This is a genomic window from Thalassospira sp. (assembly GCF_048059015.1).
Taxonomy (GTDB): Bacteria; Pseudomonadota; Alphaproteobacteria; order Rhodospirillales; family Thalassospiraceae; genus Thalassospira.
Genome location: NZ_JBLLNT010000002.1, coordinates 337,865 through 350,506, shown reverse-complemented (window position 1 = coordinate 350,506; position 12,642 = coordinate 337,865). Strand labels below are relative to the sequence as shown.

The 12,642-nt window shown below is 53.5% G+C and carries 13 protein-coding genes; 8 read left to right on the top strand and 5 right to left on the bottom strand.

Going from position 1 to position 12,642, the window contains the following annotated elements:
- Positions 1-6: 6 nt before the first annotated feature.
- A complete protein-coding gene (locus ACMZ66_RS02315; RefSeq protein WP_416934026.1) occupies positions 7-1,200 on the bottom strand; it encodes a polysaccharide deacetylase family protein in 1,194 nt (397 codons plus the stop codon).
- A 249-nt stretch (positions 1,201-1,449) separates the two neighbouring features.
- Here ACMZ66_RS02315 and ACMZ66_RS02310 point away from each other — a divergent pair, with 249 nt between their 5' ends.
- Positions 1,450-2,031, top strand: coding sequence for a malonic semialdehyde reductase (locus tag ACMZ66_RS02310; protein WP_416934024.1), 582 nt, complete (start codon positions 1,450-1,452; stop codon positions 2,029-2,031).
- A 249-nt stretch (positions 2,032-2,280) separates the two neighbouring features.
- A complete protein-coding gene (locus ACMZ66_RS02305) occupies positions 2,281-3,690 on the top strand; it encodes an ATP-binding protein (RefSeq protein ID WP_416934022.1) in 1,410 nt (469 codons plus the stop codon).
- Positions 3,691-3,771: 81 nt separating this feature from the next.
- On the opposite strand, the gene hslU is transcribed toward ACMZ66_RS02305, so the two are convergent.
- Both hslU and hslV read right to left on the bottom strand, forming a co-directional pair.
- The gene (gene hslU / locus ACMZ66_RS02300; protein WP_416934020.1) at positions 3,772-5,082 is read right to left on the bottom strand and encodes an ATP-dependent protease ATPase subunit HslU; all 1,311 of its coding nucleotides are present in this window, start codon (positions 5,080-5,082) and stop codon (positions 3,772-3,774) included.
- A gap of 59 nt (positions 5,083-5,141) precedes the next feature.
- Entirely contained in the window at positions 5,142-5,702 is a 561-nt protein-coding gene (gene hslV, locus ACMZ66_RS02295; RefSeq protein ID WP_416934018.1) for an ATP-dependent protease subunit HslV, read from the bottom strand.
- A gap of 218 nt (positions 5,703-5,920) precedes the next feature.
- Between hslV and ade the strand changes: the two genes are divergently transcribed.
- Positions 5,921-7,651 (top strand): adenine deaminase, encoded by a 1,731-nt coding sequence (gene ade / locus ACMZ66_RS02290; RefSeq protein ID WP_416934016.1) that lies wholly within the window; start codon positions 5,921-5,923, stop codon positions 7,649-7,651.
- A gap of 3 nt (positions 7,652-7,654) precedes the next feature.
- On the opposite strand, the gene ACMZ66_RS02285 is transcribed toward ade, so the two are convergent.
- Together ACMZ66_RS02285 and ACMZ66_RS02280 are read right to left on the bottom strand one after the other, a co-directional pair.
- Entirely contained in the window at positions 7,655-8,737 is a 1,083-nt protein-coding gene (locus tag ACMZ66_RS02285) for an ImmA/IrrE family metallo-endopeptidase (protein ID WP_416934014.1), read from the bottom strand.
- Between the two features lie 3 nt (positions 8,738-8,740).
- Complete coding sequence (locus tag ACMZ66_RS02280) at positions 8,741-9,391, bottom strand: hypothetical protein (RefSeq protein ID WP_416934012.1); 651 nt, start codon at positions 9,389-9,391, stop codon at positions 8,741-8,743.
- A gap of 201 nt (positions 9,392-9,592) precedes the next feature.
- On the opposite strand from ACMZ66_RS02280, the gene hisB reads away from it, so the two are divergent.
- From hisB to hisA, 5 genes are all read left to right on the top strand, one after another.
- Entirely contained in the window at positions 9,593-10,192 is a 600-nt protein-coding gene (hisB, locus tag ACMZ66_RS02275; RefSeq protein ID WP_416934009.1) for an imidazoleglycerol-phosphate dehydratase HisB, read from the top strand.
- A 74-nt stretch (positions 10,193-10,266) separates the two neighbouring features.
- Positions 10,267-10,710: a DUF2628 domain-containing protein gene (locus ACMZ66_RS02270; protein ID WP_416934007.1), complete on the top strand. Its 444-nt coding sequence runs from the start codon at positions 10,267-10,269 to the stop codon at positions 10,708-10,710.
- Positions 10,707-11,357, top strand: a complete 651-nt coding sequence (hisH, locus tag ACMZ66_RS02265; protein WP_416934005.1) for an imidazole glycerol phosphate synthase subunit HisH — start codon at positions 10,707-10,709, stop codon at positions 11,355-11,357. The genes ACMZ66_RS02270 and hisH overlap by 4 nt, the downstream gene beginning before the upstream one ends.
- The gene (locus ACMZ66_RS02260; RefSeq protein WP_416934003.1) at positions 11,354-11,908 is read left to right on the top strand and encodes a GNAT family N-acetyltransferase; all 555 of its coding nucleotides are present in this window, start codon (positions 11,354-11,356) and stop codon (positions 11,906-11,908) included. Before hisH ends, ACMZ66_RS02260 begins: the two co-directional genes overlap by 4 nt.
- Positions 11,905-12,633, top strand: coding sequence for a 1-(5-phosphoribosyl)-5-[(5-phosphoribosylamino)methylideneamino]imidazole-4-carboxamide isomerase (gene hisA / locus ACMZ66_RS02255; RefSeq protein ID WP_416934001.1), 729 nt, complete (start codon positions 11,905-11,907; stop codon positions 12,631-12,633). Before ACMZ66_RS02260 ends, hisA begins: the two co-directional genes overlap by 4 nt.
- Positions 12,634-12,642: the final 9 nt, after the last annotated feature.

Here is a 12,642-nt window from a genome sequence, read left to right as displayed (position 1 = left end):
TATTGATCATGGCACGGTGTACAACATACCAAACCACTGCCACCGGGAATTCGGGCCCATCGACGTGCAATTGATCCGCCAGCGCCCGGATGCCACCGGACCATCCAGACGGATTTCAACGCGCTCATCCCCAAGGCGGGTCATGGTCGCGTCACCATCAGACGGATAACAGGCAACGTTTGGTGCGGCTTCTTTTAACGTAAAGCCAAAGGCCGGTGGGTTGCGGGTAAGCGTATAGTTGGCTGGCGTGATATCGGTAACCGCAAGCGGCAAGGAATTGGCCGCCAAGGTAAAGCGATCCATCGATCCATAATGTTCATTAAGCGCAAAGCGCGGCAGATACATGAAATCTAAATCAACGCTCATCGCGCCACTTTGCTGGCCAAACGCTGCCTTGTAACCGGCTTCCTTAACGGCTGCGATAACCGCATCATTGGCTTCGCCATAGGGATAAGCAAAGATGTCGGGGACATAACCCAGTTCCTGCTTAAACCGATCGGCTGAATGGGCAAGCTCGGCTTTGACCGCCTCGATCTCAAGATCGGGCAGGTGGGAATGATGCTGGCTATGGCCACCAATTGTCACCCCGGCCTTGGCCATTTCACGAACCATGTCCCAGGTCATATAATTGGAAAAGCCGTCATCAAGCTGTTCGGTGGAAACAAACACCGTAAAGGGCATGTTGTTTTCACGGAAAATCGGCCAGGCAATTTCATAGACAGAACGATACGCATCATCAATCGTGATGCCCACGGTCCGATCGGGCAGGCCTTCGCCCTTTTCAAGGGCGCTAACGATCTGCGGAACGCCAAGAACCGTGTAACTGCCATTGGTCAGTTCGGCGACATGTTCCTTGAACTGATCAATCTTGATGTTGGTGGATGGATATTCATCCTCGCCAAAGCGGTGATACATGAAAACAACCGATGACGTCGCATCACCACTGACCTCTACGCGCGCCGGTTCGCTGACATCAGATTGTGCCATCGGTTCAGTCGTCGCAGCGTTTTCATTCATATTTTCTTGCGTGGGTGCTTCCACACCCGCGTCAGTCGCCTCAGACTGGGCAATGCCCGGACTGGTACTGAATGTCAGACCGATGGCAAATGCAGTGCCGAAAACCATGCTGCGCAACATGGTGCCGGGTTCCACGAAATTGCCCGTCGCTGACGGTTTTTGACCTTTGGCCATAAATTTCATTTTGGATTCCAGTCCTCTACCAACCACTCCGTGTGGGACCAAACCGGCTCAAAGCCCGGTTATTGCCCCAAGTCCAAGGCAATGCATTTTTGTCATTCCCTTTGGACCGCGTCCCGTTTGCCGGGATCGTTTCGGTTATGAAAATACCAGTGAAGCGTTTGTTTTTCCATATTTCATATGGATGGTTGCCAATTGTCGTGATGGGACTACTTTTGAAAGAGACCAATAATTGCAATCAGACGAGGCCCCATGCTTAATTCCGACGCACTCGACCTTCTTTTCCATAATGGACGTACCTTTTCCGCCTGGCAGGATCGCGATGTCGATATCAACCTGCTCAAACAGGCCTGGGATCTGGCTGTTCTGGGACCGACCAGTGCGAATTGCGAACCGATGCGGGTGACGTTTATCGAATCGGCCGAGGCAAAAGCACGTCTGAAACCCTATCTCGCCGAAGGCAATGTCGATAAAACCATGGCCGCCCCTGTGACCGCCATTGTCGCGCAAGATCTGGAATTTTACGAAAAGCTCCCCGATCTTTACCCGCATACCGATGCGCGTTCTTGGTTTGCCGGCAAGGAAGACGCGATTAAAACAACCGCGTTTCGCAACAGCTCCCTACAGGCGGGCTATTTCATTCTGGCCTTGCGCGCGCAGGGGCTTGATTGCGGGCCGATGTCGGGCTTTGACAATGCCAAGCTTGATGCAGATTTCTTCGCGGGCACGCCGGTCAAAAGCAACTTCCTGATCAATATTGGCTATGGCGACCGCGCCAAGCTTCACGCCCGAAGCCCGCGTCTGGCATTTGATCAGGGCGCTGAAATCCTCTGACATTCAGGCATCATCAGGCAACAATGCAAAAGGCCTCCGACGTCGGGGGGCCTTTTTTATATTCAATTCCCGTGGTTTTCTGATAGAGCACAGCCCGTCACCCAAAACGACGGATTTTTTCAATCGGGTGAGTGGCTTGAAAACTGTCATCAAACTTTTATTTGATCTTTACTGGCCCATAACCATTTTAGGTCCACTTTTAAATACGCGCGTACCGAACCGCCACTCCCTCGTAAACAGGAGCGTTAATTGGGTTTCAGCCAATTGATACTTACAGCTTTGGCCATTGCCTTCCCGGCAGGCATCGTCTTTGTCGTGCTTGCTGCGATGGAGCTGCTTGGCTGGGGCACGGCGATCCTGTCTGCGACTGTGTCATGGCTTGGGACGGTGGCAATCCTGCGGGTTTATTTCGGTGATCTGCGCCGTGTGGCACGGTACGCCACTGATCTGCGCGACCGCTTCAAGGGCACCCCGCCACAACATATCAGTTTTGGTGCCGCATCCGAGTTGTCATCGCTTTATACCCAGATTGCCGCGGCCTTCCGCGACCGTATTGCCCTGCTCGAAGCGCAAACCAGCACAGATGCGGAAATTCTTGATCATCTGCCGAACCCGGTTGTGATGGTTAACCGCCATCGGGTTGTGACCGGCTTTAACCAGGCGGCACAGGGGCTGTTTCATAACCTTGAAACTGGCCGTGATCTGACGCGCTTTATCCGTGACCCGATCCTTCTTGATGCGTTTGATGATGTCGCCAATGCGCGCGAAACCATGAAACATGCCGAATTCGTGCTGGCGGCTGACGCGCACCGTCATTTTGACGTACTGACTGCGCGCCTGCCTGCAGCCACCGGCGACCGCAACTTCGTTCTGTCCTTCTCTGACCTGACCGAGCTTCGTAAGCTTGAACAGATGCGTGCTGACTTTGCCACGGATGCCGGTCATGAGCTCCGCACACCGCTATCGGTACTTCTGGGCTTCATTGAAACCCTTGAAGGCCCGGCAAAGGATGACCCGGACGCACTCAACCAGTTCCTGCCGGTGATGCGTGATCAGGCCCAACGTATGCAGCATCTGATCGAAGATCTGCTGTCATTGGCCCGGATCGAGCTTAATGAACACACCCCGCCTTCTGAAGAATGCAATGTCGGCAAAATCATCAACAAGGTCGCTGAAAGCCTTACGATGAAGGCCAATGCCAAGGATATGAATATCCGGGTCACCAGCCAGCTTGAAAATACCGACATGATCGGCGAGGAAAAGGAACTGACGCAGGTCTTCGTCAATCTGGTGGAAAATGCCATTAAGTATGGCCATGCCAAAACCGATGTCGAAGTCACCATCAGCCTGGTTAAAAACCCGCCCGGCGCTCTGGCCCGTTTCCGCCATGATCGCATCATGGCCGTTGCCATCCGCGATCATTCCGACGGGATTGCCCGCGAACACCTGCCGCGCCTGACCGAACGGTTTTATCGCGTTGATACCGCACGCTCGCGCGCGGTTGGCGGTACCGGCCTTGGCCTGGCGATCGTCAAACACCTTGTGCAACGCCATCGCGGCACCATGCAGATCGAAAGTGAACAGGGTATTGGATCGGTCTTTACGGTCTATCTTCCGGCCAAAACCGGCGACAATGTCCGTAAGCTGCACTCGGCTTAACAAACATCAGATCACGCAAAACAAAAAGGCCAGCAACATCGTGCTGGCCTTTTGTGTATCTGGATCGATCGAATGTTTCGATTACAGAATAAACTTCGAAAGATCGGCATCCTTTGACAGGTCTTCGACCTGTTCGCGGACATAATTGGCATCGACCTTGAACGTCTCGCCGCCACGATCCGTTGCAGTAAAGCTGATATCATCCAGCAGCTTTTCCAGAACCGTATGCAGACGACGCGCGCCGATATTTTCGACCGTTTCGTTCACATTGGCCGAAATCCGGGCGATTTCATCAATCGCATCATCGGTAAAGTCCAGCGTGACTTCTTCGGTTTTCAGGAGTGCTACATACTGCTTGATCAGGGATGCTTCCGGCTCCATCAGGATGCGGCGGAAATCACCTTCGGTCAGCGCTTTCAACTCAACCCGGATCGGCAAACGACCCTGAAGTTCCGGCAAAAGATCCGACGGCTTTGCCAGATGGAACGCGCCCGAGCAGATGAACAGGATGTGATCGGTTTTAACCGTGCCATGTTTGGTCGAGACGTTGGTACCCTCGATCAGCGGCAGCAGGTCACGCTGCACACCTTCGCGCGATACATCGCCACCGCGTTCGGAACGAGCGGTGATTTTGTCGATCTCATCAAGGAACACGATGCCGTTTTGTTCGACATTTTCGATCGCCTCGGCCGTGACCTTGTCATTATCAAGCAGCTTGTCGCCTTCTTCATCGATCAGGCGGTCAAAGGCTTCTTCGACGGTCATGCGTTTTGGCTTGGTATTGCCGCCAAACGCCTTGCCGAACATATCGTTCAGGTTCAGCATCCCCATCTGTGCACCGGGCATCCCCGGAATATCAATGGTCGGCATCGAGGCCGAGCTGCTTTCCTGAACGTTGATTTCGATCTCTTTTTGCTGAAGTTCACCTTCACGCAGCATCTTGCGGAACTTCTGACGGGTATCAGGTGATGCGGTTTCGCCCACCAGACCATCGAGAATGCGTTCCTCGGCCTGCATTTCTGCCTTGGCGCGGACCTTCTTGCGCATGCTTTCACGCGTCAGATCGATGGAAACTTCAAGCAGATCACGAACGATCTGTTCAACGTCACGCCCGACATAGCCGACTTCGGTAAATTTTGTGGCCTCGATCTTGATGAACGGCGCATCGGCAAGCTTTGCCAGACGGCGCGCGATTTCGGTTTTACCGACACCGGTCGGGCCGATCATCAGGATGTTTTTTGGCAGGACTTCATTGCGCATATCGTCGTCAAGCTGCTGACGGCGCCAACGGTTGCGCAGCGCAATGGCGACCGCGCGCTTCGCATCCTTCTGACCGACGATGTGGCGGTCCAGTTCGGAGACAATTTCACGCGGGCTGAAATGTTGGGTCATGATTTATTCCGTAAATTATTGCGACGGACACAGCGGCAAGGCCCTATTTGGCACCTTGCTTATTTCGCATCCTCGAGTTCGATTTTCTCAAGCAGGACATTGCCGTTGGTATAGACACAAATCTCACCGGCAATTGCCATCGCCTTGCGGGCAATTTCCTCGGCCGTCAGGTCCATATCAATCAATGCACGGGCCGCTGAAAGCGCATAATTACCACCCGATCCAATGGCAATGATGCCATCTTCGGGTTCAAGCACATCGCCCTGCCCGGTCAGAACCAGCGACACATCCTTGTCGGCCACTGCCATCATCGCTTCAAGCTTGCGCAGATAACGATCGGTGCGCCAGTCCTTGGCAAGTTCAACGCACGCGCGCATGGTCTGGCCCGGATGGCGATCAAGCTTGGCTTCAAGCCGTTCAAGCAGGGTAAAGGCATCTGCCGTCGCCCCGGCAAAACCAACCATGATTTCACCCTTTTGACCGATCCGGCGCACCTTGCGCGCATTGCCCTTGATCACGGTCGGGCCAAGCGATACCTGACCATCACCGGCCACGACGACTTCATTGCCCTTACGCACAGACAGGATTGTCGTGCCATGCCAGCTTTGTTGTTCGCTCATAAACTATCCTTGAATCTCATCGATTGCTTCGACCAAGAGTTAGCACGGCAGACGCCCCGGTCAAGGGCAGAAGCCATCAGACGGCCCCCATCGAACCTTTGCTGTGACGCAAACACAGTTTCAACGCAGCGATGCATAAAAAATTCAAGGCGCACAGCCCCTACATGCTTTACCCTTAAGCACGCAAAAGAATTTCAAGAATGACAGGACTAGAACCCATGAGCAGCACCGATCTTACCCAAACCCATCTTGGCAAATGCATCCTTGCCGGTCAGGGCAAAATCAAGGCGGATCTGGTCCTGAAAAATATCGGGCTGCTTGATGTCATCACCGGCAAGGTGACCGAAACCGATATTGCCATTATCGGCGACCGGATTGTCGGCACCCATGACAGTTATGCTGGCGAGACCGAGATTGACAGCACCGGCAAATTCGCCGTGCCGGGCTTCATCGACACCCACCTTCATATCGAAAGCTCGCTCGTCACCCCGCTTGAATTTGATCGCTGCGTTTTGCCGCATGGTGTCACCACAGTCCTGTGCGACCCGCATGAAATCGCCAATGTGCTGGGGGCAGACGGCATCAAGTACTTCCTTGATAGTGCCGAACAGACCGTCATGGATGTGCGGGTTAATCTGTCATCCTGTGTGCCCGCCACCGCGTTTGAAACCGCCGGTGCCCGGCTTGAGATCGAAGACCTTTTGCCGTTCCGATCCCATGAAAAGGTCGTCGGTCTGGCGGAAATGATGAACTATCCCGGTGTTCTGAACCTTGATCCGGGCATCATGGCCAAGCTTGAAGCCTTTCAGGATGGCCATATCGATGGCCACGCGCCACTTGTGCGCGGCACGGACCTGAACGGCTATATGGCCGCAGGCATTCGCACCGATCACGAAGCCACCTCGGCCGAAGAAGCCCGCGAAAAACTCGCCAAGGGCATGGCGATCCTGATCCGCGAAGGTTCGGTTTCCAAGGATCTTGAGGCCCTGGCCGAAATTTTGGATGAAAACAGCTCAAGCTTTGTCGCCCTTTGCACCGATGATCGCAATCCGCTTGATATCGGCGAAGAAGGCCATCTTGATAGCTTGGTACGCCGTCTGATCGGCCATCTGAAGGCACGCAACTGCCCGATCCACCATGCCTATCGCGCCGCATCGCATTCTGCCGCCCGCATCTTTGGCCTGCGTGATCGTGGCTTGATCGGGCCGGGCTGGCGGGCTGATATCGCCATTCTAAGCGATCTGGAAAATTGTGATGTGGTTGATGTGATTGCCGGTGGTCGCTTGGTCACCGATGATCTGTTTGCCAAACGCAAAACCATCGCCCCGGTCGGCCTGAGCTCGATGAAGGCAACGCCGGTAACGGCCGACGCCTTTGCCTGCGATCCCAAGCCGGGTCAAAACCAGACCCCGGTGATCAAGGTCAAGCCGGGCTTGATCCTAACCTTCCGCGATGAAGCAACGCTTGAGATTGGCGATAATGGCCTGAAACCCGATCTCGATAATGACGTGATCAAGGTCGCGGTGGTGGAACGCCACGGCATCAACGGCAATATCGGACGCAGCTTTGTGCGCGGTTTTGGCCTGAAACGCGGGGCAATTGCATCATCGGTCGGCCATGACAGCCACAACATCACCGTGGTCGGTGCAAGCGATGCCGATATGGCCGCCGCTGTGAACCGCCTGATTGAAATGGGTGGCGGCTTTGCCGTTGCCAATGACGGCGAAGTCACCGCCGAACTGCCGCTCCCGGTCGCAGGCCTCATGAGCACGGAGCCGTTTGAAGTGGTTGAAAAAGACCTGATCAAACTGCGTGCGGCGGCCAAGGATCTGGGCTGCGTTTTGCCCGAACCCTTCCTTCAGGTCGCCTTCCTTGCCCTGCCGGTCATCCCACATCTGAAAATGACGGATCGCGGCCTGTTTGACGTCGATAAATTCGACTTCGTTTAGGGCCTATTGCACCACTCGTAGGTGCGACATACCGCCGTTCACCACTGAACCGGATTTACCTTCAACGGGAATTAAAGTCATGCCGTCAAAAAACCCTTTAACCTCGGCTTCCGGGATACACATTTGATTTGCGATATAGGAGAACGGCATTCCAATTTCCCTTAACCGGTCAGCAACCACCTGAAGTACCTTGGATTGTTCTTTAGGCGAGGGGTTTGGTTCATCTTTCTTGTAACCCCGGTTAACCATCTCGATGTTCAAAGATTTAAAATGCCAGTCTGATATTAAACCTAATTTATGTAGCCGATAAGCCAGCGCGGCCAAGGAAACAGTCCATACTTTCTTTTTATCTATCAATGCTTCCATAGACCAGTAACGCACGATGATTGAACGAACGCTATCCTCTGGCATCAAGAACTCTGCTGCAAACTGGTTTGCTTCGTTTTCAGCTTGACGGCCGGAGGGAGCCGCATCTCGATGTAGTACCAAATGGCCAAGCTCATGAGCCAAGTCAAAACGTGCACGCTCATTATTTACAGTTGTATTTTGCATAATGAACGGGGTGTAGTTCGACCAAAATGAGCACGCATCGATTTCTCGACAGTTCTCTGACAAAGCAAAAACTCTAATACCCTTTGCTTCAAGCAAGTGCAGCAAGTTCCTAATTGGCTTGTTACCCAACCCCCATTGATGCCGCAGGATCATAGCTGCAGTTCTGGGAGATTCATGCCTTAAATCAGGGACATCAACCATTGGTAAGTTAAACTTGTCCTCAAGCCAAATTGCGAAGTCCTTTGCGATGTCGCACATCGCTAACGTTGCGTCACGTTGACCAGCAGTTTTAGAAGACAAAGAACGAAAACTGACAGCATCAGTTTTCGTTTTGTCAGAATCGTCAAGTGAGAAGAATCCAACTGGAAACTTGAGTAACTCCGCCAAAGCTCGAAGATTATCTTCCTCAGGCGGGTATTCGTCTGCTTCCCACCCTGTAATCGTGCGCGGTGTCACGTCTAGCGAAGCCGCGAGACTCTTTTTGGTCAGCGCCCGGCGTTGTCGAGCTACTCGAAGTCTGTCTCCGTTGAACATCTCTTATATCTTTGAAGTCACTACAGGTGTTATTTCTGGGCCGAAATGATCGTCCGGTTGCGTGAACAATTCCTCGTCCGGCAATGGAATATCAACAATTATTCTCTTTGCCCAGCCATCCAAATGATCATTTTCACCGAAGGAGTTTGGCAGTGAGAGTTCCGCCCGGATTTCATCGTCAGTGATATAAACCAAAAAAACCCACGTCGGATATTTGATGGTTTTATCAAACTTCTGTTCAGCTTCCGTTAACATGCCCGGGAAAAGCTCAAACTGTCGAACATTCCTAGCTACTGCAGCCTCTAGTAATGAGCCTTTTGGATTTTTAGTCCTAGGCACTCGAAACGAGATGCCAGTAGCTTCATCTCCGCTGCTTACTGTCACGTTGACTCTTGATTTGTCACTAATGATCAATGGCAGATTTTTAGGGTCATCAAGCCGCCAACCTTGATGTTGTAGCTCTGTTCGCAAGCTACGTACCGCATATCTCCAAGCGTCGGTACCAGCAGCAGTCACAGGATCCGCTGGAAGGCTAAAAGACCGCTGAACAAATCCAGCTTGTGCCGCTCTGATAAGCACTTCCCGAGGAATGCCCAACTGAGCAAGTTGATCCTCAACATCATCATCTTCTGAGTATACAAAATTTGGCTTCACAGTTTGCTCACTTCATTTTTTTAACCTACTTGTAGACTAAAAAAATGAAGTGACTTTGTCAACTCGATAAGCAAGAGCAGAGTAACAAAGGCAGATGAAGTTTTGCGGCCATTACTTAGCCTGTAGAACTGGCTTTTGTCGGACTTTATTGCTACATACGGTCCATCATATGCATCAATATCTGCAGGAAAGGAGCTTTGCATGCGCAAGGCCCGCGTTGAGCGCAATACAACCGAAACCCAGATCATGGTCGAACTGAACCTTGACGGGACAGGCGTTTATGACGTCGAGACCGGGGTTGGGTTCCTTGATCACATGCTCGAACAGCTTTCGCGCCACAGCCTGATGGACCTTAAAGTCCGGGCCAAAGGTGACCTGCATATTGATTTCCACCACACGACAGAAGATAGCGGCATCGCCATCGGTCAAGCCTTTGCACAGGCACTGGGCGATAAAAAAGGCATCACGCGTTACGGCAGCTGCCTGCTTCCGATGGATGAAGCACTGACCCGTGTGGCGCTTGATATTTCAAGCCGCCCCTATCTGATCTGGAATGTCGAATTCACCCGCGACAAAGTCGGCGATATGGATACCGAGCTGTTCCGTGAGTGGTTCCAGGGATTTTCCCAGGCGGCCGGCATTACCCTTCATGTCGAGAACCTGTATGGTGATAACAACCACCATATCATCGAAAGTGCCTTTAAGGCGCTTGCACGGTCCTTGCGCGTTGCGATCGAAATCGATCCGCGCAAATCCGATGCCATTCCGTCGACCAAGGGAACCCTTGGCGGGTCGCTCTAAGCGGATCAGCTTGATTTGATCGAAAATGCACCGGCGGTATTTCGGTACCGCCGGGACCAGAAGATCGGTTTTCGATGAAGGTTTACACAGTCCATACCCATCCCGGCGATGCCGAACCGATGGAAAACGCCATCCTGATCCGCGAAGGGTTCAATTTCTGGGCCTTTCTGCTGTCGGGGCTTTGGGCGTTGTATCATCGTCTTTGGCTGGGATTCTTCGGGCTTTTGGCCGTTTCATTCCTGTGCAGCTTTATTGTCATGGCCTTTGACGGCGGTCCGGAAATGGACTTTGCCCTGGCCCTTGTGACCGGGATCGGCTTTGGCCTGATTGCCAATGACCTGCGTCGGCGCAAGCTTGCGGCACAGGGCTGGAAGCTTGTCGATATTGTTGCCGGTCACAATGAAAGTGACGCGGAACACCGGTGTTTTGATCGTTTAAAGAAACAATCTTTGCGCGTCCCACAATCGATGCAGACCGCGCTATCCACCCCCTCAACCGGGAGCCCATCCTACCCATGAGTGTTGCGATTATTGATTACGGTTCAGGCAATCTGCGTTCGTGCGCCAAGGCGTTTGAGCGTGCCGCCCGCGAAACCGGCTTTTCTGACGAGATCATTGTCACCGATGACCCGGAAAAGGTCCGCAACGCCAGCCATATCGTCCTGCCAGGTGTTGGCGCCTATGCCGATTGCCGGGCCGGACTTGATGCCGTGACAGGCATGGTTGATGTTTTGACCGAACAGGTGATTAACGGCGGCAAGCCGTTCTTTGGCATTTGCGTTGGCATGCAGCTGATGTCCTCTGTCGGACGGGAATTTGCCGATACTGCTGGCCTTGACTGGATTTCGGGCGAAGTTGTTGCGATTGAGCCCAGCGACCCGACCCTGAAAATCCCGCATATGGGCTGGAACGAGCTGGTGCTTGATCCGGCGGGCAAGTCCCACCCGGTGATGAAAGGGATTTCTGACGGCGATCACGCCTATTTCGTGCACAGCTATCACATGCATGTCACCCATCCTGATCAGCGCCTGGCATCGGTTTCCTATGGCGGGGACCTGACCGCGATGATTGGCCGTGACAACATGGTTGGCACCCAGTTCCACCCGGAAAAAAGCCAGAAAACCGGACTTACCATCATTGGTAACTTCCTGGGGTGGAAACCATGATCGCGCCAAGTGATACCATCCAGCCCGGTGTTGATGCCGAACGCGTAACCGAACTTTCGGCAGGCGAGCTTTCCGATATTGTTGATGCCTGCACCCAGGCCATCGTCGAAGGGGGCGGCTTTGGCTGGCTGACCCCGCCGGATCGTCCGGATATGGAAAAATACTGGCGCGGTGTATTGCTGATGCCAGGTCGCCATTTGTTTGTCTCGCGCGTTGACGGCGTGATTTCCGGTGCGGCCCAGTTGATTGAAACGCCCGCCAACCTTGAAGCACAGCGTCATTCCGCCCAGATTACCGGCCATTTCGTTGCCCCTTGGGCGCGCGGGCGCGGGAACGGCAAGGCGATTGTGCGTTCAATTGAATATTTCGCCCGTGAATCGGGCTATAGCGTCTTGAAACTCGACCTTCGCGAAACCCAGAAGGCCGCCATCGCACTTTATAACGGGCTGGGATATGTCCGTTGGGGCATCAATCCCTATTACGCGATGATCGACGGCAAAATGGTCGAAGGTTATTACTACACCAAGAAATTACAGGATCCCGAACAGTGAACCTCTATCCGGCAATTGACCTCAAGGACGGTGCTTGCGTTCGCCTTTTGCGCGGCGACATGGACAAGGCCACCGTGTTTAACAACGATCCCGGCGCACAGGCCGGCGAGTTTGTCGACGCAGGCTGCCATTGGGTTCATATCGTTGATCTGAACGGTGCTTTTGCCGGCGAGCCGGTCAATGGGGCCGCAGTTGACTCGATCCTGGCCACCGTTGATGGCAAAGCCCAGACCCAGCTTGGTGGCGGTATCCGCACCATGGAAACGGTTGATTATTGGCTGAACAAAGGCATCACGCGCGTGATCCTTGGGACCGTGGCGCTCCGCAATCCGGAGTTCGTCAAGGAAGCCTGCGCGAAATGGCCGGGCCGCGTTGCGGTTGGCATTGATGCACGCGATGGCTATGTCGCGGTTGAAGGCTGGGCAGAAACATCCGAAGTCACCGCCCTTGAGCTTGCCAAAAAGTTTGAGGATTGCGGTGTTGCTGCGATCATCTTTACCGATATCGACCGTGATGGTGCGATGGGCGGCCCCAATATTAAGTCCACCGTCGCACTGGCATCTGAAATCTCTACCCCGGTCATCGTATCGGGCGGGGTTTCATCGCTTGATGATCTGATTGCAGTCAAGAAACACACCGACGCCGGGATTGATGGCGCGATTTCGGGTAGAGCACTCTATGACGGGCGCATTGATCTGGCCGAAGCCATCGCAGCCCTTTCGTAACCGGGACAA

Bases quoted from the DNA above. Each gene is read 5' to 3' on its own strand.
- hslU (WP_416934020.1), bottom strand. From the start codon at position 5,082: ATGACCCAACATTTCAGCCCGCGTGAAATTGTCTCCGAACTGGACCGC.
- ACMZ66_RS02310 (WP_416934024.1), top strand. From the start codon at position 1,450: ATGCTTAATTCCGACGCACTCGACCTTCTTTTCCATAATGGACGTACC.
- ACMZ66_RS02285 (WP_416934014.1), bottom strand. From the start codon at position 8,737: ATGTTCAACGGAGACAGACTTCGAGTAGCTCGACAACGCCGGGCGCTG.
- hisB (WP_416934009.1), top strand. From the start codon at position 9,593: ATGCGCAAGGCCCGCGTTGAGCGCAATACAACCGAAACCCAGATCATG.
- ade (WP_416934016.1), top strand. From the start codon at position 5,921: ATGAGCAGCACCGATCTTACCCAAACCCATCTTGGCAAATGCATCCTT.
- ACMZ66_RS02315 (WP_416934026.1), bottom strand. From the start codon at position 1,200: ATGAAATTTATGGCCAAAGGTCAAAAACCGTCAGCGACGGGCAATTTC.
- hisH (WP_416934005.1), top strand. From the start codon at position 10,707: ATGAGTGTTGCGATTATTGATTACGGTTCAGGCAATCTGCGTTCGTGC.
- ACMZ66_RS02270 (WP_416934007.1), top strand. From the start codon at position 10,267: ATGAAGGTTTACACAGTCCATACCCATCCCGGCGATGCCGAACCGATG.
- hslV (WP_416934018.1), bottom strand. From the start codon at position 5,702: ATGAGCGAACAACAAAGCTGGCATGGCACGACAATCCTGTCTGTGCGT.
- ACMZ66_RS02260 (WP_416934003.1), top strand. From the start codon at position 11,354: ATGATCGCGCCAAGTGATACCATCCAGCCCGGTGTTGATGCCGAACGC.